General features: G+C 71.8%; 18 protein-coding genes and 1 pseudogene. 10 read left to right on the plus strand and 9 right to left on the minus strand.

The window, feature by feature from the left end; all coding sequences use genetic code 11:
* The first annotated feature begins 51 nt into the window (after positions 1 to 51).
* On the plus strand, positions 52 to 906 hold the full coding sequence (locus YWW_RS0116305; protein ID WP_026930943.1) for an SDR family oxidoreductase: 855 nt from the start codon (positions 52 to 54) through the stop codon (positions 904 to 906).
* A gap of 83 nt (positions 907 to 989) precedes the next feature.
* Here the strand turns inward: YWW_RS0116305 and YWW_RS0116310 are convergent, their stop codons facing one another.
* Positions 990 to 1,451, minus strand: a complete 462-nt coding sequence (locus YWW_RS0116310; protein WP_026930944.1) for a peroxiredoxin — start codon at positions 1,449 to 1,451, stop codon at positions 990 to 992.
* Between the two features lie 189 nt (positions 1,452 to 1,640).
* Between YWW_RS0116310 and YWW_RS30995 the strand changes: the two genes are divergently transcribed.
* From YWW_RS30995 to YWW_RS0116325, 3 genes are all read left to right on the plus strand, one after another.
* Positions 1,641 to 2,789 carry a lytic polysaccharide monooxygenase gene (locus YWW_RS30995; protein WP_211228592.1) on the plus strand — a complete coding sequence of 383 codons (1,149 nt, stop codon included), beginning with the start codon at positions 1,641 to 1,643 and terminating at the stop codon, positions 2,787 to 2,789.
* Positions 2,790 to 2,876: 87 nt separating this feature from the next.
* Positions 2,877 to 3,758: a CHAD domain-containing protein gene (locus YWW_RS36035; RefSeq protein WP_026930945.1), complete on the plus strand. Its 882-nt coding sequence runs from the start codon at positions 2,877 to 2,879 to the stop codon at positions 3,756 to 3,758.
* 208 nt (positions 3,759 to 3,966) lie between these two features.
* Entirely contained in the window at positions 3,967 to 4,452 is a 486-nt protein-coding gene (locus YWW_RS0116325) for a hypothetical protein (protein WP_211228593.1), read from the plus strand.
* 57 nt (positions 4,453 to 4,509) lie between these two features.
* Here YWW_RS0116325 and YWW_RS0116330 read toward each other — a convergent pair whose 3' ends face one another.
* From YWW_RS0116330 to YWW_RS31005, 3 genes and pseudogenes are all read right to left on the minus strand, one after another.
* The gene (locus YWW_RS0116330; protein WP_026930947.1) at positions 4,510 to 6,153 is read right to left on the minus strand and encodes a DUF885 domain-containing protein; all 1,644 of its coding nucleotides are present in this window, start codon (positions 6,151 to 6,153) and stop codon (positions 4,510 to 4,512) included.
* Between the two features lie 21 nt (positions 6,154 to 6,174).
* Complete coding sequence (locus tag YWW_RS31000; protein WP_051325914.1) at positions 6,175 to 6,702, minus strand: NADH-quinone oxidoreductase subunit J family protein; 528 nt, start codon at positions 6,700 to 6,702, stop codon at positions 6,175 to 6,177.
* A gap of 43 nt (positions 6,703 to 6,745) precedes the next feature.
* A pseudogene (locus YWW_RS31005) lies at positions 6,746 to 7,178 on the minus strand (4Fe-4S binding protein); the annotation flags it as partial.
* A gap of 401 nt (positions 7,179 to 7,579) precedes the next feature.
* Here YWW_RS31005 and YWW_RS0116345 point away from each other — a divergent pair.
* Entirely contained in the window at positions 7,580 to 7,936 is a 357-nt protein-coding gene (locus YWW_RS0116345) for a VOC family protein (RefSeq protein WP_035701742.1), read from the plus strand.
* A gap of 83 nt (positions 7,937 to 8,019) precedes the next feature.
* Here YWW_RS0116345 and YWW_RS0116350 read toward each other — a convergent pair whose 3' ends face one another.
* From YWW_RS0116350 to YWW_RS37815, 5 genes are all read right to left on the minus strand, one after another.
* Positions 8,020 to 8,847 carry a sugar phosphate isomerase/epimerase family protein gene (locus YWW_RS0116350; protein WP_026930949.1) on the minus strand — a complete coding sequence of 276 codons (828 nt, stop codon included), beginning with the start codon at positions 8,845 to 8,847 and terminating at the stop codon, positions 8,020 to 8,022.
* On the minus strand, positions 8,844 to 9,935 hold the full coding sequence (locus YWW_RS31010; protein WP_155830211.1) for a dihydrodipicolinate synthase family protein: 1,092 nt from the start codon (positions 9,933 to 9,935) through the stop codon (positions 8,844 to 8,846). The genes YWW_RS0116350 and YWW_RS31010 overlap by 4 nt, the downstream gene beginning before the upstream one ends.
* Complete coding sequence (locus tag YWW_RS36930; RefSeq protein ID WP_026930950.1) at positions 9,932 to 11,086, minus strand: Gfo/Idh/MocA family protein; 1,155 nt, start codon at positions 11,084 to 11,086, stop codon at positions 9,932 to 9,934. The genes YWW_RS31010 and YWW_RS36930 overlap by 4 nt, the downstream gene beginning before the upstream one ends.
* Before the next feature lie 192 nt (positions 11,087 to 11,278).
* Positions 11,279 to 11,641 carry a hypothetical protein gene (locus YWW_RS0116365; RefSeq protein WP_026930951.1) on the minus strand — a complete coding sequence of 121 codons (363 nt, stop codon included), beginning with the start codon at positions 11,639 to 11,641 and terminating at the stop codon, positions 11,279 to 11,281.
* Between the two features lie 2 nt (positions 11,642 to 11,643).
* On the minus strand, positions 11,644 to 14,031 hold the full coding sequence (locus YWW_RS37815) for an SseB family protein (RefSeq protein WP_155830212.1): 2,388 nt from the start codon (positions 14,029 to 14,031) through the stop codon (positions 11,644 to 11,646).
* Between the two features lie 249 nt (positions 14,032 to 14,280).
* Between YWW_RS37815 and YWW_RS31015 the strand changes: the two genes are divergently transcribed.
* From YWW_RS31015 to YWW_RS0116395, 5 genes are all read left to right on the plus strand, one after another.
* A complete protein-coding gene (locus YWW_RS31015; protein WP_051325916.1) occupies positions 14,281 to 15,375 on the plus strand; it encodes a S8 family serine peptidase in 1,095 nt (364 codons plus the stop codon).
* An 89-nt stretch (positions 15,376 to 15,464) separates the two neighbouring features.
* On the plus strand, positions 15,465 to 16,223 hold the full coding sequence (nth, locus tag YWW_RS0116380; RefSeq protein WP_026930953.1) for an endonuclease III: 759 nt from the start codon (positions 15,465 to 15,467) through the stop codon (positions 16,221 to 16,223).
* Complete coding sequence (locus tag YWW_RS31020; protein ID WP_051325917.1) at positions 16,220 to 16,804, plus strand: TlpA family protein disulfide reductase; 585 nt, start codon at positions 16,220 to 16,222, stop codon at positions 16,802 to 16,804. Before nth ends, YWW_RS31020 begins: the two co-directional genes overlap by 4 nt.
* Entirely contained in the window at positions 16,801 to 17,472 is a 672-nt protein-coding gene (locus YWW_RS31025; RefSeq protein ID WP_035701674.1) for an NUDIX domain-containing protein, read from the plus strand. The genes YWW_RS31020 and YWW_RS31025 overlap by 4 nt, the downstream gene beginning before the upstream one ends.
* 25 nt (positions 17,473 to 17,497) lie before the next feature.
* Entirely contained in the window at positions 17,498 to 18,694 is a 1,197-nt protein-coding gene (locus YWW_RS0116395) for a MarP family serine protease (protein ID WP_081687520.1), read from the plus strand.
* Positions 18,695 to 18,970 lie beyond the last annotated feature (276 nt).

Below are 18,970 nucleotides of genomic sequence, written 5' to 3' on the forward strand. Positions count from 1 at the left end.
TGCCGACTGTGTTTCGATGGGCGGTGGGGCAAGTGTGAGGGGGAATGCGACATGATCGCCGTCACCGGTGCGACCGGGCATCTCGGTCGTCTCGCCGTCGAACGTCTGCTGGACCGCCAGGTGCCGCCGGGCGAGATCATCGCGCTGGTCCGCGATCCGGCGAAGGTGTCCGATCTCGCCGAACGAGGCATCGAGGTGCGCCACGCCGACTACGACCGGCCCGCCACGCTCCAGCCCGCGCTCGCGGGCGTCGAGAAACTGCTGCTGGTCTCGAGTCCCGAGGTGGGCAGGCGGCTGCCTCAGCACTCCAGTGTCATCGACGCGGCGAAGTACGCCGGTGTCGGTCTGCTGCTGTACACGAGCATGCTCCACGCCGACACTTCGCAGGTCGCCCTCGCCACCGAGCACATCGGAACCGAGCGGTACCTCCACGGCGCGGGCGTGCCGTACCTGGTCCTGCGCAACGGCTGGTACATGGAGAACTACACCCGGAACCTCGACCAGGTCATCGAGTCCGGGGCCCTGTACGGCGCGGCCGGCAAGGGCCGGGTGGCGGCGGCGACCCGGGACGACTACGCCGAGGCCGCGGCGGTGCTGCTGACCGAGGACCACGGTGCGGGCCGGGTCTTCGAGCTGTGCGGGGACGAGCCGTTCACCTATGACGAGCTGGCCGCGACGATCGGGAAGGTCGCCGGGACCGACGTGGTCTACCAGAACATGGACCCCGAGGCGTACACGCGGGCGCTGGTGGAGTCGGGCCTGCCGCTGCCGGCGGCGACGATGGCCACCGACGCCGACGAGGGGATCGCCCGCGGCGATCTGGATTCGGACTCGACGGACTTGAGCGATCTGATCCACCGGCCGACGGTCTCGCTGCACGACGTCCTGCGCGACGCCGTCATGTGAGCGATCCGGTCTCCGGTGCTCCGCTCGGCGTCGCCCTGCGGAGGCCGTGTCCTGGTCGGGCGGTCGTGGGCTCCCCGTGTCCCTCAGCGAGAGTTCCGGCGTTCGCGCAGGATGTCGAGGGCCTTGTCGGCGTGGACGTTCATCTTCACTTCGCTCTTGACGACGCCGATGACGGTGCGGTCGGTGTCGATGACGAAGGTCTTCCGCTTGGTCGGCAGGGCGCTGATCTTGCGTTTGACGCCGAACGCGGCGGCGACCTCGCCGTCGGGGTCGGACAGGAGCGGGTAGCCGAGGGAGTGCTTGGAGGCGAACTCGGCCTGCTTGGCGACGTCGTCGGTGGAGATCCCGACCGCCTGGGCGCCGAGTTCGGTGAGCTCGGCGGCGAGGTCCCGGAAGTGGCAGGCCTCGACCGTGCAGCCGGCCGACAGCGCCATCGGGTAGAAGAACAGCACCACCGGGCCGTGCTCGAGCAGCTCGCCGAGGCCGCGTTCCCGTCCGGTCTCGTCGGGAAGGGTGAAATCGGGAGCGGTGTCGCCGGTGTCCATGGAGACGAGTCTATCCGCATCCGACGTCGGGCGCCCCTGCCGTTGCACTGACACCTTTATATCGATAGACTCGAATATTAGAATAACCTTGGCGGTGTCCGCAGGACGCCGGATCTCCAGGACAGCAGTACAGCGCGGGTTCGAGAAGAACCAGGTTGGGAGCGCTCCATACCGACAGAGGAGAACCTCATGTCCACAGCGACAGCCGTGGGCCTGCGCAGAAGGCACCGCAGGCTCATCGCGATAGTGGCCGTCGCCATCGCAGCGGCGATGGCGGCCGCCCTGTCGACGGTCTTCACACAATCCAAAGCCGAAGCGCACGGCGCCACGGTGTTCCCCGGCTCGCGGCAGTACTTCTGCTACTTCGACGCCTTGGCGGGCAACGGCGCGCTGGACCCGACGAACGAGATGTGCCAGCGGGCCCTCGACGAGGCCGGCCCGAACGCGTTCTACAACTGGTTCGGCAACCTCGACTCCAACGGCGCGGGCCAGACCGTCGGCTACATCCCCGACGGCCGCCTGTGCGACGGCGGCGGCCGCGGCCCGTACGACTTCGAGCCCTACAACGCCCAGGGCGACTGGCCCAAGACCCATGTCACCTCCGGCGCGACCTACGAGTGGCGCTACAACAACTGGGCCCACCACCCGGGCCGGTTCGACCTGTACATCACCAAGCCGGGCTGGGACCCGAACACGCCCATCGGCTGGGACGACATCGAGAAGTTCGAGACCATCCAGGACCCGCCCCAGTCGGGCGGACCGGGCAACGACGGGAACTACTACTACGCGAGCCTCACCCTGCCGGAGCGCTCGGGCTACCACATGATCTTCACCCACTGGGTGCGGTCTGACAGCAACGAGAACTTCTACGCCTGCTCCGACCTGATGTTCGACGGCGGCAACGGCGAGATCTCGGGCGTCAACCCGAACGCGGACTTCCCGGGCAACGACGGCGGCGTGAACGACCCGGACCCGACCGACCCCGACGACCCGACCGACCCCGACGACCCGACCACCCCGGACGAGCCCACCGACGGCACCTGCACCGCCGAGGCCAGCGTCAACAGCTGGGGATCGGGGGCGACCGTCGAGATGACGGTCACCAACACGGGCGCGAGCAACATCGGCGACTGGATGATCCACTGGCTGTGGCCTCCGGACTCGGGGATCACGATCACCAACGCGTGGAACACCGAGATATCCACTATGGGCGACATGCAGATGGCCGGCCCGGCGGGCTGGAACGCCAGCATCGCATCGGGCCAGTCCGTGACCTTCGGTTTCAACGTCAACGGCTCGCTGACGTCGATGCCGGAACTCGACTGCATACCGTCATAGCGCCGACGGCGAAAAATCATCACTTATGCTCCTCCTCCCGGAACGCCGCTGCGATACTGATCGCAGGACGATTCGGGAGGAGAAGCCGTGTCGACGACCGCTGCCGCCGGTGACGCCCGCACCGGCCCGATGACGCCGTCCACGCCCGCCGGCGTCGTCGTCCGCGCCTACATCGGCGAGCAGGTCGACGTGCTGAACCGGGCCATCGCGCAGACGCAGCGCTACGAGCCCGGATCGGTCGGCCTCACCTGCGCGACCGTCCACCGCGTCCGCACCGCCGTCCGCGGCTACCGGCACCTGTTCATCGGCACCCCGCACGGCGGCCCGCAGCTCGACCAGCTCCTGGCCGCACTCAAGCACACCGAGGACCTCGAGGCGCTCCGCGTCCACTTCGCCGACCGCTTCGACCAGCTCGACCTGACCGTCGCCGAGTACCCGCGCTGGTACGGCACGCTCCAGGCCGAGCAGGAGGACTCCTACCGGCAGATCGACCGGATCAGCACGCAGGCGTGGGTCGCGGCCCTGCTGGGGCAGGTGCGGGTCTTCGCCGAACACGCCGAGTTCACCCGCGAGGGCCGCAAACCCGCCGCCTCCCTGATGGGGGCGCTCACGCGGGCCAAGACGCACCTGCTGGACGCCTACGCCGGGCTCCGCCACGCCGCCGACCTGACGGTCGCGCGCGACGAGGTGCGCCAGGCCGCCCGCGACGCCCGCTCCATGGCCGAGGCCGTGCGCCCGGCGATGGGACGGGCCGCGGACGACGTGATCGCACCGGTCACCGGCCTCGAGCACCTCCTGGAGCAGTACCGGCTCTCGGCCGTCGCCCGGAACTGGCTGCTGCGGCTGCCCGGCGCCGACCGGGCCAGGCGGTTGAACGCCCGCCTCGCCGAACTCGAGCAGCAGCGGCTGCACCAGCTCGGCGACGAGACCGACCAGGCCGCCGCCGCGATGGCCGAGCGGTGGCGCTGAGCGTACGTCGAGCGGCGTAGCCGCGGCTACGCCGGCGCGACCGCGGGCGTCGCGCCCGTGCGGCACACCGGTACCGCCCGCGGCCGTCGTCCTACGGCGGACGACGCAGGCGGGTTTACATCACTCGGCCGATTCGGCTGGGCGTGCCCGAGCGGAACTCTGGAGACCGTCAACGACATGCTTTCGCAACGGAATCCAGGAGGTTCCAATGTCCACTCCCACCATGACCGCTCCCCCGTCCGGCTCAGTGCCCGTGCGCCGCCGCGTCGCGGCGGCGCTGGCCCCCTCCAGCATCGACGTCCTGCGCGTCAGCCTCGGCCTGGTCTTCCTCGTGTTCGGCGCGCTCAAGTTCGTCCCCGGCCTCAGCCCGGCGGAGGGCCTGGTCGTCCAGACCGTCGACGCGCTCAGCTTCGGGCTCATGCCCGACCGCCTCGGCATGATCGCGGTGGCGGCCCTGGAGACCTTCATCGGGCTGGCGCTCATCACCGGGCGGCTGCTGCTGCTGGGCCTGGTGGCCCTCGTCGGCGCCGCGGCGGGCTTCTTCGCACCGCTGTTCCTGTTCGCCGACGAACTGTTCGCCTCGGGGCCGACGCTCGAAGTGCAGTACATCGTCAAGGACATCGTGCTGGTGGCCGCGGCCCTGGTCGTCGCGGTGAAGGCCCTCGGAGCGAGGCTCGAGATCACCGATGAATGACCGCACGAGCACGACGGGGGCCGGGACGATGCGTCCCGGCCCCCGTCGTCTTCGTCGCTAGCCGCGCAGGACGGCGGCGAGGTTGTCGAGGCCGATCGGCCCCAGGTTCAGCGCCCTGGTGTGCCAGGCCTTGAGGTCGAAGTCGGCCCCGGCGGCGGCCTTCGCCTCGTCGCGGGCGGCGAGCCAGGCCCGCTCGCCGAGCTTGTAGCAGATGGCCTGTCCGGGCCAGCCCGCGTAGCGGACGATCTCGGCGTGGGCCCGGTGGCCGGCGATCCCGCCGCGTTCGCGCAGGACCTCCAGGGCCACCTCGAAGTTCCAGCGCTCGCCGTGCCGCGCGGCCTCGGCCGCGGGCAGCGGCAGGTCCAGGTGCCAGCCGATGTCGATGACGACGCGGGCGGCCCGCATCGCCGAGCCCTTGAGCATCCCCAGGCGCGTGGCCGGGTCGGAGTGCCAGCCGAGGTCGTCGGCGAGGCGCTCGGCGTACAGCGCCCAGCCTTCGCTGTGGCCCGAGAGGGACCCGTAGTTCTTCGCGAAGCGGCTGAGGCCCTCGCCGGCGATCTTCGTCTGCCCGATCTGGAGGTGGTGGCCGGGGACGCCTTCGTGGAAGACGGTGGTGAGTTCGCGCCAGACGGCGAAGTGCTCGCGCTCGGCGACCGGCCACCAGGTGCGGCCCGGGCGCGTGAGGTCCTCGCTGGGGCCGGTGTAGTAGGGCGATCCGGCCGAGGAGCCGTGGACGAGTTCGACGTCGAGGGCCATCAGGCGCGGGTCGATGTCGAAGTGGACGCCGTCGAGGGCCTCCAGGGCGGCCTGGTGGCGTTCGGTGAGCCAGCCGAGGTAGGCGTCGTGGTCGGTGAGGGGGGCCGCGGCGTCGAGGTGCGCGGCGACCTCGTCGAGGCTCGCGCCGGGGAGGATCTTGGCGGCCTCGGCGGCCATCTCGTCCTCGATGCGGTGCAGCTCGTCCCAGCCCCAGGCGTAGGCGTCGCGGGGGTCGAGGGCGGCGCCGAGGGTGTGGCGGGCGTGGAGGAGGTAGCGCTCCTCGCCGACGCCGTCGCGGTCCTCGGCGTGGGGCGCGTAGTCCGCCTCGAGGTAGGCGGCGGTGGCGACGAACGCGGCGTAGGCGGCCTCGGCCGCGTCGGCGAGGTCCTGGAGCTGCGGCCCGTCGCCGTAGGCCTTGACGTGCTTGTCGAACACGCGGGCGTCGGCGTTGCGGCGGGCCTGCTTGACGCCCTCGGCGACCTGCCGTTTCGCGACGGTCTGCCCGGCGGCGATGCCGGCGTCCATGGTCCGGCGCCAGGTGGCGAGCATCTCGGGGATGGCCCGGATGCGGGCGGCGGTGGTGCGCCACTGGTCCTCGGTGCCGCGGGGCGCGAGGTCGACGTACGAGCACAGGCTCTGGAGGAAGCCGTACGGGACGCGCAGGGCGCGGCGCCACTCGCCGGCGTCGTGGAGGGCGAGCTGGGACTCGAGCCGCTCGGTCATGTGGAGCCGGGCGAGATCGTCGGCCGAGCCGGTGGATTCGAGGGCGCCCAGCCGGGCGAGGGTGTCCCGGGCGAGCTGTGCGCGCTCGGCCTCGGCGTCGGGCCCGAGGTCGGAGGCGACGCCGAAGTCGCCTGTGATGCCAATGGAGCCCGCGACCATGGGATGCAGCCGTGCGAACGAGGTGATGTACTCGTCGGCCAGTGCGAAAATCGGTGAGGTCATGGCCGCTAGCTTACCGCGCGGCTAGTGAGGCTCCGTTATGCGTTCGTTGCCAGCCGAGCCCCTGGTGGAGACGGCTATGGCGCCGACGAGGGCGGCGAGGAGGAGCAGCGAGAGGACCTCGAACGGCAGGACCCAGTCGGAGAAGATCGCCTCGCCCATGGCGGCCGCGTCGCCGCTCTCGCGGCCGGTGAGGCTCACCCGGGTCCACCCGAACGCGCCGACGAGGACGGCGGCGAGGCCGAGGCCGACGCCGCCGGCGATGACGGCGCCGGGGAGCCGGGGGCGGTCGAGCTCGTCGGAGGGGTCGGTGGGGGCCTTGGTGAGCATGGTGGCGAACAGGAGCAGCACGACGATCGCGCCGACGTAGACGAGGACGAGCACCCAGGCGAGGAACTCGGCGGTCAGGACGAGGGCGGCGCCGGCGATGCCGGCGAAGGCCACGGCGAGCCACAGGCCGGCGCGGACGATGCGGCGCGTGGTGACCACGGCCAGGGCCGCGCCGAGCGCGAGCAGCCCGAAGGCCAGGAGCAGCACGTCGGCGAGGGTCACCGCTGCTCACCGTCCGCCCGGGCCGTCTCGGGCAGCGCCGAGGCCGGGACGCCGTCCATCCACTCCCCCAGGTGCTCCTTGTCGTGGAGCAGGTCGCGGATGTCGCCTTCGGCGTAGTCGAAGTCGGGTGCCCAGAACAGGGCGTCGAACGGGCAGACGTCGACGCAGATGCCGCAGTACATGCACAGCGAGAAGTCGATGTCGAAGCGGTCGAGGACGTTGACCTGGCGGGGGCGGGCAGCCCCTTCGGCTTCGACGGTCTCCTTGTGGGAGTCGATGTAGATGCACCAGTCGGGGCATTCGCGCGCGCAGAGCATGCAGGAGGTGCAGTTGCTCTCGAGCAGGGCGATGACGCCTCTGGTGCGCTCGGGCAGTTCGGGCTCGTGCTCGGGGTACTGGCGGGTGACGGCGCGGCGCGTGGCGGTGCGCGCGGTGGCGGCGAGACCGCTGACGAGGCCGCTCCCGGGAAGCTTCATGACCTCATCGTGGCAGATGGCCCCGAAGTTATCCACAGGCCCAAAACTTTTTCTTGCCCCCTATTGACAACGGGGTGATGATCTTGTGAAAAACCCGGACAAGGCTTCATTCCCACCTCTGTAGGCACGGCGGTGCAGTGGGATCTGCAGACACCGCCACCACAAGTCCGCGCGGGGTCGCTCCCCGCGCGGCGCCTACGGAGGTCCCGCGGGAAGGGGACCGGCCGGCTCGATCCGGACGAGCCGGCCGGCCACCTCGCGGCAATGCTCGTGTTCGACCCGAGCCGCCGACGGCCGGGGGCGCTTTGAGCGACACGGGCTTCGGCTCGCTCCAGGCGACCGCCCCGCGCCGGTGCCTCGCCCGCCTCGACTTGTCGGAGGCGGCGGCTACGTTGGCCGGCATGGATTTGAGCATTGTGAACGTCACGGTGAACACCGATCGCCCTCGCGAGCTGGCCCAGTGGTGGGCCGAGGCGCTGGGCGGCGAGATCACCACCGATTGGGGCGAGTACGTCATGGTCGGCTTCGGCTCGGGGACCGGGCTGGCCTTCCAGTACGTGGAGGGCACGGAGCCGGGGCGGGTGCATCTCGATCTGGCGGCCGACGACGCCGACAAGGAGGTGGGCCGCCTGATCGAGGCGGGCGCTTCCCGCGTCGCGGACCACGAGGCGCCGGGCGGGTCGTTCCGGTGGACGGTGCTGGCCGATCCCGACGGGAACCGGTTCTGCGTGGCGGGAGCCGCCGCGGAAGGGCACTGAGCAGGAGCGTCAGCGGCGGTCGTCGAGCCGCGGTCCGGGTCTGGCCGCCCGGGCCGCGGCTCGACGGCCGCGAGGTTCGCGGTTCAGGACAGCACGCGCGCGAACGCCGCCCGTGTCTCCTCGAAGACCTCGGCGCCGGGCCTGGCCCACAGGGCTTCGTTGAACAGTTCGACCTCGATGGGGCCGTCGAAGCCGGTCGCGTCGACGGCCTCGAGGTAGCGGCGCATGTCGATGCAGCCGTCGCCGAGCTGGCCGCGGCCGGTGAGCACGCCGGCGGGCAGCGGGGTGATCCAGTCGGCGAGCTGGAAGGAGGCGATGCGGCCTTCGGCTCCGGCGCGGGCGATGCCGTTCCACACCTCGGGGTCCCACCAGATGTGGTAGGTGTCCACGACGACGCCGACGGCCTCGGCGGGGTGGGGTGCGGCGAGGTCGAGGGCCTGGGCGAGGGTGGAGACGACGCAGCGGTCCGAGGCGAACATGGGGTGGAGCGGTTCGATCGCGAGGGTCACGCCGCGTTCGGCCGCGTACGGGGCGAGCTGCGCGAGGGCTTCGGCGACGCCGTCGCGGGCGCTGTCGATCGTGCCGCCTTCGGGGATCGCTCCCGCGACGAGGACGAGCGCGGGGGCGCCGAGTTCGGCGGTCTCGTCGATGGCGCGTTTGTTGTCGTCGATGGCCTGCGCGGTGGGGTCGGTGAAGAACCCGGCCCGGCACAGGCTGGTGACGCGGACGCCGGTGTCGCGGACCAGCTTCGCCGTGGCGGCCAGGCCGTGTTCGGCGACGGGTTCGCGCCACAGGCCGATGCCCGAGCCGGTGCGGGCGCAGCGTTCGATGGCCTCGCTCTGGTCCCAGAACTTGGCGGTGGCGTGGTTGAAGGAGAACCGGTTGAGCGGGAAGTGTTCGCGGTTGCTCATCGCGGGCCCACCGGGGCTTGGCCCGCCACTTTCAGCAGGGCGTCGAAGCGTTCTTCGGCCACGGCGGGGTTCGGGAAGAGGTCGATGGCGGCGGCCAGTTCGTAGATCGCTTTGAGGTGGGTGATCGAGCGGGCCGATTCCAGGCCGCCGACCATCTTGAAGTGGTCCTGGTGGCCGGAGAGCCAGGCGATGAAGACCACGCCGGTCTTGTAGTTGAACGTGGGTGCTTCGAAGACCTTGCGGGCCAGGGGGACCGTGGGGTCGAGGATCGCGTGGAAGCCGTCGGTGTCGTGTTCGTCGAGGCGTTTGGCGGCCTTGGCGGCCAGGGGGGCGAGCGGGTCGAAGATGCCGAGGAGGGCGTCGGAGTGGCCCTGTTCGTCGCCGGCGATGAGTTGCGGGTAGTTGAAGTCGTCGCCGGTGTAGCAGCGGACGCCTTCGGGGAGCCTGCGCCGCAGGGCGATCTCGGCGTCGGCGTCGAGCAGGCTCATCTTGATGCCGTCGACTTTGTCGGCGTTCTCGGTGATGATCTCGACGAAGGTGTCGGCGGCTTCGTCGAGGTCGCTCGAGCCCCAGTAGCCGTCGAGGGCCGGGTCGAACATGGGGCCGAGCCAGTGGAGGATGGCTTTGCCGCTGACTTCGCCGAGCAGTTCGCCGTAGAGGGCTTTGTACTCGTCGGGGCCTTTGGCGGTGGCGGCCATCGCTCTGGAGCACATGAGGATGGTGCCGGCGCCGGCGTCTTCGACGATGGCGAGCTGGTCGAGGTAGCTCGCTCGGATCTGGTCGAGTGCGGCGGGCGCGGCGGGGAGCTGGTCGGTGCCCACGCCGCAGGCGAGGCGGTCGTCGGGTCCGGCGGTGTCGGCGGAGCGGCGGATGAGTTCTTTGGTGGCTTCCCAGTCCAGGCCCATGCCCCGTTGCGCGGTGTCCATGGCGTCGGCGACGCCGAGGCCGAGGTCCCACAGGTGGCGCCGGTATTGGAGGGTGGCGTCCCAGTCGACGGCGGCGGGGCGGCCGGGTCCGTTGTCGGCGAGGGGGTCGGCGACGACGTGGGCGGCGGAGTAGATGACGCGGGAGTGGAATGCGCGGCTCACAGCTGGAGCTCCTCGAGCTCGATGCGGCGTCCTTCGCGGGCGGAGCGGTAGCCGGCCTCGGCGAGTTGGACGCCGCGGGCGGCGGCGAGGAAGTCGTGGTGCCAGGGCGCGTCGTCGACGACGTGGCGGAGGAACTCTTCCCATTGGAGTTTGAAGCCGTTGTCGAAGTCGTCGTTGTCGGGCACTTCGAACCATTGGCTTCTGAAGGAGATCGGCTGGTCGATGTCGGGGTTCCATACGGGTTTGGGGGTGTGGGCGCGGTGCTGGGCGCGGCATTTGCGCAGGCCGGCGATGGCCGATCCTTCGGTGCCGTCGACGTGGAATTCGACGAGTTCTTCGCGGTCGACTCTGGTGCACCACGAGGAGTTCATCTGTACGACGGTGCCGTCGGTGAGTTCGAAGATGGCGTAGGCGGCGTCGTCGGCGGTGGCGGCGTAGGTCTTGCCGTGTTCGTCGGTGCGTTCGGGGATGTGGGTGGTGACGTGGGCGGTGACGGTTTTGATGGGGGCGATGGTGCCTTCGAAGACGTAGGACCAGTGGGGGAACATGTCGAGTACCATGCCGCCGCCGTCTTCGGCGCGGTAGTTCCATGAGGGGCGCTGGGCGTCCTGCCAGTCGCCTTCGAAGACCCAGTAGCCGAACTCGCCGCGCACGGACAGGACGCGGCCGAAGAATCCGGAGTCGACCAGTCGTTTGAGTTTGCGCAGGCCGGGGAGGTAGAGCTTGTCGGCGACGGCGCCGTTCTTGACGCCGGCGTCGCGGGCGGCCCGGGCGAGGTTGAGGGCGTCGTCGAGGTTGGTCGCGATGGGTTTCTCGGTGTAGACGTGTTTGCCGGCTTTGATGGCGGCGCCCACGGCGCCGAGGCGGTGCTGGGTGGTGAGCGCGTCGAAGTAGATGTCGATGCCGTCGTCGGCGAGGGCTTCGTCGAGGCTGGTGGTGTATCGGTCCAGGTTGTGGCGTTCGGCGATCTCGGCGAGTTTGTCGGCGTTGCGGCCGATGAGGGTCAGTTCGGGCCAGATGACCGTTCCGTCGGTGCGCTCGACGCCGCCTTGCTCGCGGATGGCGAGCAGTGAGCGCACCAGGTGCTGCCGGTATCCCATGCGCCCGGTGACGCCGTTGACGGCGATGCCGACGGGAATTCGTTCTGTCATAGGGGCTGCTCCAGACGGTTGCTGCTGTGCCGGTTCGCGGCTCCTCGGACGACACGGGAGCGGCAAACGCTTTCTTGCGGTTTCCTGAAGCATACAGCAAAACGGCGGCCGCATGAAAGCGGTCGCTGCCGGTTTTTCACCTGACGAGGGGCCCTGCCGAGTGCTCCTGCGCGCTAGGGGGACCGCTCGGTTCTAGAGGTACTGCTCGGCGATCTCGCTGACCTCGCCGACGGGCGCCCAGATCTGGTACACGCCGGTGTCGTAGGGCTCCAGGCCCAGGCGCATCGCCACGTCGCTGCGTCCGCCGCGGTACTCCAGGCGCAGCCAGTCGCCCGACTCGCCGAGCACGAAGAACGGCTCGCCGCGCCAGACGCAGGCGGTGCGCACGTAGAAGAAGTCCTCGAGCTCGCCGATCGGCACGCCGCGCCGGTAGCGGCCCTCGGCGACCTGCACGAAGCCGTCGCCGCCGGTCGGCGAGTACAGCCGCACGTGGGCGCCGTCGGGGCTGGAGTCGTATTCGGCGCCGTTCCAGCGCGCGATGTAGCCGTCCCTCACGCTCAGGCGCCCTTCCACTCGCGGTTGTCCAGCACCGACGCGGCCTTGTCCTCGGGGGCGGGCCGCACCAGGTCGTAGTGGCCCTGGGCGGGGTCGGAGCCGAAGGCGTCGCCCAGGGCGGAGCTCTCGTAGCCAGCGGCGTCGTAGCCGGGGGCGGCCTCGCCCATCGGCCCGGTCGGCATCGGGGCGTCGCCGGGCGGCGCGGCCGGGAGCGCCGGCGCCGCCTCGATGGCGGCCGGTCGGCCGCCGCCGTCGGCGCGGTGGGAGGTGTGGCGGCCGGCGCCGTCGACGGGCGCCCATTCGCGCGTGTCGGCGTCGAAGACGGCGATCTCGGTGACGTCGCCGCGCGAGTCGATCCTGAAGATCTGGGCGCCGTGCGGCAGCCGCACCGAGTCGACCTTGTGCTCGGGGATCTGGTCGTCGGCCGATTCGGAGGGGGCCAGGCCGTCGCCGCGGAAGGGCCCGGGTTCGATGATCCAGCCGCCGCGCGCCTGGGCGGCGGCCTCGTCGCCGCCGCCGAGGGCGAGCGGGTACAGGTCGGTGCGGTAGCCGATCCAGCGCAGGACGTGGACGGCGTCGTCGGTGGGGCTGAAGGCGTCCGAGCCCCGCAGGAGGCCGAGCGCGAGGTAGAGCTGGGCGGGGGTGCGCAGGTGGTCGACCGCTTCGGCGGGGTGGACGAAGCCGCCGACGCGGTCGTAGCCGCGTTCGAGGTAGAAGGGGACCTGCTCGTGGGGGATGGTCTTCTGCCACAGGACGGGTTTGACGCTCTGCGAGGGGTCCTTGGCGCGCGCTTCGGCGGCCTGGCGGCGCTCCATCTCGGCGGCGAGGGCGAGCAGGTCCTTGGCCTCGGCCCATTTGATGAGCGGTTCGACCTCGGGGCCGGACATGTTGGCGCCGACCTCGGTGCCGGGGTTGACGTAGAGGGCGTACTCGACGCCGGGCCAGTGCTGGATGAGCCAGCCGAAGGGCACTTCGGTGTGGGGGGCGTCCTCGCCGGCGCGGGCGCGCATCCGCTCGAGCGTGGTGTAGACGGTGATGCCGTGGATGCCGTCGACGATGTCCGAGGCCCACCGGAAGGCGGGGTCGCCGACGCGGATGGCGACGGCGTCGGGGTCGGCGACGGGCAGGATCACGGTGGTGCACAGCAGGGTCTGGAGGAACGCGGCGGTGTCGCCGACGGCGGCCGATTCGGCCAGGAGCGGCTCGGCTTCGGTTCCGGACAGTTCGACGGGGGCCGGCGGTGCCGGTTCGCTGTGCTGCGGTGCGGCTTCGCCGGGGGCGGGCTGGCTGTGCGAGGAGGGCCTGCGGCCGAAGGCGCTGGACATGGAGGCGAAGGACTCGGCCGATGGCGGCCCGGAGGGGGGCTGCTCGCCGGAGGGGGCGAAGGAGCCGGACGGCTCGAAGGAGTTCGATGCCTCGAAGGAGCCGGTGGGGGCGGGGGGTTCGAAGGAGTTCGGGGGGGCGAACGCCGAGGAGCCGGGTTGGGGCTGGTAGGGGTCGGCCGGGGCGTGGTACGGCTCGGCCGGTTCGCGCTGCGGGAGGGCGCCGGCGGGGCCGGTCTGCTGTTCGCGGAGCCAGTCGGGGGCGTCGGGCCAGTCGGTCTGCTCGTCGGGCCACACGGGCTGCTCGGGGAAGGCCTGCTCGGGTTGGGAGGTGTGGTGCTGCGCTCCGGGCTGGGAGGTGAAGCTCTGCTCGCCGAAGGAGCCCGGCGAGGGCGCGAGAGGCGGCGGGGGCGCGGGGGGTTCGGTGCCGGGCGGTTGGCGCAGCGGCAGGCCGGCGTCGGTGGTGCCGGCGACGGTCGAGTAGGCCCCGGAGGCGGCGGTGCCGGGCTCGGGTGAGCGGCGCGGCACGGGCGGGACTTCGGGGACGGGCGGGGCGGCGGGCATGAAGCTGCCGCCGCGGGCGGGCGGGGCGGGCTCCATGGGGTTGGCGAAGGGGTCGGAGTGGGCCATGGTGGCGAAGGACTGCTCGCCGGAGTGGGGCTCGGGCGGGGCGGGGTCGCCGGGGACGGTGGTCATGCCTTGGGCGACCTGTGAGACGAACCATGCCGGGAGGTATCCCTCGATGGGCAGGCCGGGGTTGACCGCCAGCCACCAGTCCTCGTCGGGCCAGGCTTCGGCGAGGGCGCCGAAGCGGACGCGCCGGGAGGAGCCGGCGTTGTCCCTCAGGCATGCGGCGAGGGCGGTCTCGGAGGTGAAGGCGAGGATGTGGGTGCGGTCGTCGGTGGTCCAGGTGGCCCAGGTGTCGGCGCCGCCCAGCCCCGTCGGATCCTCATAGGAGAGAGGGAGGACGAGTTCGATCTGGGAGAGGATGCGGAAGTATCCGTCCTGGTCGTCGGCGCGCAGCACCTCCCGGAGGCGATGCTCGGTCTCGTTACTCGGTTCCCACATCGATCCCATTCAGCCCTTCCCCCCTACCGGTCCTCGATGGGGCAGCGACGAGGTAACGCGGCGTTCCCTCGCGATCGTCACCGTAACGCGAGGGTGTTGTCAAGTTTCCGTCAGTAGGGCAAAAATAACGAATTCATAAAGACGAACGCGTGTCATTACCGTGGCCGTCCGGCCTCGCTGTGTAACGATCCCGTTCTCATGAAGGACCGCTGTGCACGCACCACTATCGCATGTGTCTGCTCGACGCTGTTGGCAGTCATACTGATCGCTCCCACCGCCGAGGGCTCGCCCGCCGCGGCGTGGCACCTGGCGGCGGTCGGCGCCGAGCAGGCGTGGACCTCGGCGACGGGCTCGGGCGTGACGGTCGCGGTGATCGACTCCGGTGTGGACGCCGACCATCCGGACCTGGACGGCGCGGTCCTGCCGGGCCGCAGCTACGTCGACGCCGGCACCGGCGCCGATCCGCAGCTGCTGGCGCTGGGCTCCGATCCCGGCCCGGTCTACGAGCGGGCGTTCGCGCAGGCCGACCCGGTCGGCCACGGCACGGCGGTGGCCGGGCTCATCGCCGGGCGGGCCGCGACGGGCCACCCCGGCGTGGCGCCGGGCGCGGCGATCCTGCCGGTGCGGGTCCTCGACGACGAGAACCGGTACCACGATTCGGCGATGGTCGGCGACGCGGTCAGGTGGGCGGTCGACAACGGCGCCGACGTCATCAACCTCTCCCTCGGCGGCCAGTACGACTCGGAGGCGTTCGCGGACGCCATCGACTACGCCGACCGCCACGACGTGGTCGTGGTGGCCTGCACCGGCAACCAGGACGAGGCCGGCGACGGCGACGCGGTGTGGTTCCCGGCGCGGCTCCCGGACGTCTTGGCCGTCACCGGCGTCGACCGGTCCGGTCACCTGTGGCCGACGGCCGTCACCGGCGCCGAGACGGACCTGGCCGCGCCGAGCGCGGGCCTGACGGTCGCCGCCGCGGGCGGGGGCCACAAGGAGGCCACCGGCACCTCGTTCGCCTCGGCGATCGTCGCGGGCGCGGCGGCGCTGGTGCGCTCGGCCCACCCCGGGCTCGACGCCGACCTCGTCCGCCACGTGCTGACGGCGACCGCCGAGACCGGGCCGGGTGGGGACGGCCTCGGCGCCGGCGTGGTCGACGCGGCCGAGGCGGTGGCCGCCGACCCCGGCAGCCTCCCGCCGCCCCGGCCGGCCGCCGAACCCGCCGCCGAGCTCGCGCCGTGGCCGGCCTGGGCCGCGGCGGGCGCCGTGCTGCTGCTGGGCGCCTCGGCGGTGCTGCACGCGAGGCGGCGCGTCCCGGTGGGGCGCACGGCGCGTGCGCGCCGCTGAAGCGCGCGTGCGCTTCGCCGGGAGGGCCGCCTCGGCCCGGCCGCGTACCATGGCGGGGTGACCGCCGCCGACTCCCACTGGACCGACTGATGGCTCGCGCCTCCCACCGAGACGGAACCGAGAGCGAGCTCGCCAAGAAGCGGCGCGCCCGCCGCATCGACCGGCTGCTCGCCGCGGCCCACCCCGACGCCCGATGCGAGCTCGACTACGCCGACCCGCTCCAGTTGGCCGTCGCCACGATCCTCTCGGCCCAGTGCACCGACGTCCGCGTGAACCTGACCACCCCGGCGCTGTTCGCGAAGTACCGGACCGCCGTCGACTACGCGGGCGCGAACCCCGAGGACGTCGAGGCGATCATCCGCCCGACCGGGTTCTACCGCAACAAGACCAAGTCGATCATCGGACTGGGCAGGGCGCTCGTCGCCGACCACGGCGGCACGATGCCCGACCGCATGGACGACCTCGTCAAGCTCCCGGGCATCGGCCGCAAGACCGCGAACGTCATCTTGGGCAACGCGTTCGGGCTGCCCGGCATCCCCGTCGACACGCACATGATCCGGTTGACGAACCGGCTCGGCCTCACCGACGGCAAGGACCCGGTCAAGCTCGAGTTCCAGTTGCAGCAGCTCATCGAGCGGCGCGAGTGGACCATGTTCTCGCACCGGATCATCTTCCACGGCAGGAGGGTCTGCATCGCCCGCAGGCCGGCGTGCGGGGCGTGCACGCTCGCCTCCCAGTGCCCCGCGTTCGGCACAGGCCCCACCGACCCGGCCGAGGCCGTGACGCTGCTGCGCGGCAGCAACGTCGAAGCGCTCGCGAAGCTGGCCGGCATCGAGGCGGCCCTGTGAGCGGCGGTCCGGTGCGGCGGGCGCTCGCGGCCGCGGCGGCGCTGGCCCTGTTCGCGGGCTGCTCGGGCGGCGCCGACGACGGCGCCGGCGACCCGGGCGGCGCGGCCGGGCCCGAACCGAGCTGGTCGGTCGCCTGCGAGGCCGCCACGACGCCGGTCGAGCCGGTCGGCGAACTGGAGCTGCCGTGCCTCGGCGACGGGGCCCCCACGGCGTTCGGCGTCACGGACGGCCGCCCGCTCGTGGTCGTCCTGTGGGCCAGCTGGTGCGGCCCGTGCATCGAAGAGGCCCCCGAAGTCGAGGCGTTCTGGCAGGCCCACGGCGACCAGGTCGACGTCGTCGGCGTCGACAGCGCCGACGTCCGCGACAAGGGCCGCTGGTTCGCCGAGGACTTCGAGCTGAGCTACCCGTCGGTGTTCGACGCCGACGAAGCGGTCCGGATCGCCCTCGGCGTCCCGGCCCTGCCCGGGGTCGCGTTCGTCGCCCCCGACGGGACCGTCGCCGACGTCGTCAACGAGCCCGGCGTGACCGCCGGGAGCCTCACCGCGGCCGCCGAGGCCGCGTTCGGTCTGGAGCTGTCGTGAGCGCCGCGCGGCGGCCCGCGCCCCCGGCCTGGTGGGGCCCGCTCGTCACCGCCGCCGACGAGGCGGGCGGCCCCGAGGTGCCGAGGGTCGCCGCCGACAACGCGCGGCTCCGCTCCCCTGAGGAGGCCCGCTCCGCGTCCGTGCTGGTGCTGCTCAGCGACCGCGGCGCCGCGGGCGGGCCGTCGGTGCTGCTCCAGCAGCGCGCCAGCGGCCTGCGCCACCACCCCGGCGAGGTCGCCTTCCCCGGCGGCGCGGCCGACCCCGGCGACGCCGACGCCGCCGCCACGGCCCTGCGCGAGGCCGCCGAAGAGCTCGCCGTCGACCCGCGCACCGTCGCGGTCGGCGCGGCCCTGCCGCCGCTGTGGATCCCCGTGTCGGGTTTCGCGGTCACGCCCGTCCTGGCGCTGTGGACCGATCCGCATCCGGTGACGCCCGTCGACGGCGACGAGGTCGCCGCCGCCCACCAGGTGGCGGTCGCCGAACTCGCCGACCCCGGCTCCCGGGGCACCGTCCGCTACCGCTCGGGCCGGGCCGGGCCGGGCTTCCTCGTCCCCGGTGTGCCGCTGATCTGGGGGTTCACCGCGGGGGTACTGTCGTGGCTGCTCGACTTGGGAGGCTGGTCGCGCCCATGGAACACTGGCCGGATGATGGAACTCGAAGGGTGCTGAGGCGCGGGCGAGGCGAGGAGGGGCGATGGAGGCGGACAGTGCCGGCCTGATGGTCGACGTCGTCATCGTCCTGCTCGCGCTCCTGTTCGCCATCAATGGCTACCGGCAGGGCTTCATCATCTCCGCGGCGACGTTCCTCGGCTTCCTCGGCGGGGCGCTGCTCGGCGTCCAGCTCGCGCCGTTCGCCGCCGACATCTACACCGACCCGCTGGCCAAGCTCATCGCCGCGCTCGTCGTCGTCTTCGCGCTGGCCCTCGGCGGGCAGGCCGTCGCCACCGCGATCGGCTTCAAACTGCGCCGCAAGGTCAAACGGAACGGCTCGATGCGGCTCGACCACCTCGCCGGGCCGGTCGTGTCCGTGCTCGCGGTCCTGCTGGTCACGTGGATGGCCGCCGCGCCGCTGGCGAACTCGAGCATGCCCGCCGTGGCCGCCGCCGTCCGCAACTCGAGTCTGGTCGGCGGCATCGACGAGTACATGCCCGAGGCCGTCAAGGGCGTCTACGACTCGATGCGGGAATCGCTGAACACCTCGCAGATCCCCGACGTGTTCTCCGGGCTCGACCCGACGCAGGTCCGCCCGGTCGACCCGCCCGACCCCGAGCTCGCGGCCTCCGGCGTGGTCGTGGGCGCCCAGGCGTCGGTGCTGAAGGTCCACGGCTCGGCCCCGCAGTGCGACCGGCAGATCGAGGGCTCCAGTTTCGTGTACGCCGACGGCCTGGTGGCGACCAACGCGCACGTCGTCGCCGGGACCGAGGACGTGCGGGTCGAATCCGACGGGGAGCTGCTCGACGCCGAGGTGATCGTGTTCGAGCCGGAGAAGGACCTGGCGGTGCTGTCGGTGCCCGGGCTGGACGCGCCGGCCCTGCCGTTGAGCGCGGAGGTCGGCGGCACCGGCGACGACGCGATCGTCGTCGGCTACCCCGGCGGGGGCCCCTACACGCCGACCGCCGCGCGGGTGCGGGAGGCCCGCACGGTCACCGGCCCCGACATCTACGACTCAGGGACGGTCACCCGCGAGGTCTACCAGCTGTACGCGCGCATCATCGGCGGCAACTCCGGGGGGCCGCTGCTCACCCCCGACGGCGAGGTGTTCGGCGTGATCTTCGCGGCCGCCGTCGACGACCCCGAGACCGGGTACGCGCTCACCATGGCCGAGACGGTGCCGGTCCTCGAGGAGGGCGAGCGGGCCTCGGGTGCGGTCGACACCGGTTCGTGCACGTGACGGCGGCCGATTCGGCGCGCGCACGGCGCATGTCCCGCACCTGGCGTCAACTCGCCGTTGGGCGGATCGTCACAATGGCGGTAGGCTGTACCCGGTCGTCGCCGACGCTACTGCCGTTTTCGAGCGAAACCCCTGCTCACCAGGTGAGTCTATGCTCACGATGTGGTACTCGGAAACGCCGGAACCCATTCGCTCGGGTACGAATGTCGATTTCGGCGTCGACGGTGCGCATGTGGATTTACGGGGGTCTCGCTCCCGCAATGCGGACAAGAGGCA

It is taken from the genome of Glycomyces tenuis DSM 44171 (assembly GCF_000427885.1).
GTDB classification, from domain to species: domain Bacteria; phylum Actinomycetota; class Actinomycetes; order Mycobacteriales; family Micromonosporaceae; genus Glycomyces; species Glycomyces tenuis.

Bases quoted from the DNA above. Each gene is read 5' to 3' on its own strand.
- YWW_RS30995 (WP_211228592.1), top strand. From the start codon at position 1,641: ATGTCCACAGCGACAGCCGTGGGCCTGCGCAGAAGGCACCGCAGGCTC.
- YWW_RS0116310 (WP_026930944.1), bottom strand. From the start codon at position 1,451: ATGGACACCGGCGACACCGCTCCCGATTTCACCCTTCCCGACGAGACC.
- YWW_RS0116305 (WP_026930943.1), top strand. From the start codon at position 52: ATGATCGCCGTCACCGGTGCGACCGGGCATCTCGGTCGTCTCGCCGTC.
- YWW_RS0116350 (WP_026930949.1), bottom strand. From the start codon at position 8,847: ATGAGCAACCGCGAACACTTCCCGCTCAACCGGTTCTCCTTCAACCAC.
- YWW_RS37815 (WP_155830212.1), bottom strand. From the start codon at position 14,031: ATGTGGGAACCGAGTAACGAGACCGAGCATCGCCTCCGGGAGGTGCTG.
- nth (WP_026930953.1), top strand. From the start codon at position 15,465: ATGGCTCGCGCCTCCCACCGAGACGGAACCGAGAGCGAGCTCGCCAAG.
- YWW_RS36930 (WP_026930950.1), bottom strand. From the start codon at position 11,086: ATGACAGAACGAATTCCCGTCGGCATCGCCGTCAACGGCGTCACCGGG.
- YWW_RS0116395 (WP_081687520.1), top strand. From the start codon at position 17,498: ATGGAGGCGGACAGTGCCGGCCTGATGGTCGACGTCGTCATCGTCCTG.
- YWW_RS0116345 (WP_035701742.1), top strand. From the start codon at position 7,580: ATGGATTTGAGCATTGTGAACGTCACGGTGAACACCGATCGCCCTCGC.
- YWW_RS0116330 (WP_026930947.1), bottom strand. From the start codon at position 6,153: ATGACCTCACCGATTTTCGCACTGGCCGACGAGTACATCACCTCGTTC.
- YWW_RS0116325 (WP_211228593.1), top strand. From the start codon at position 3,967: ATGTCCACTCCCACCATGACCGCTCCCCCGTCCGGCTCAGTGCCCGTG.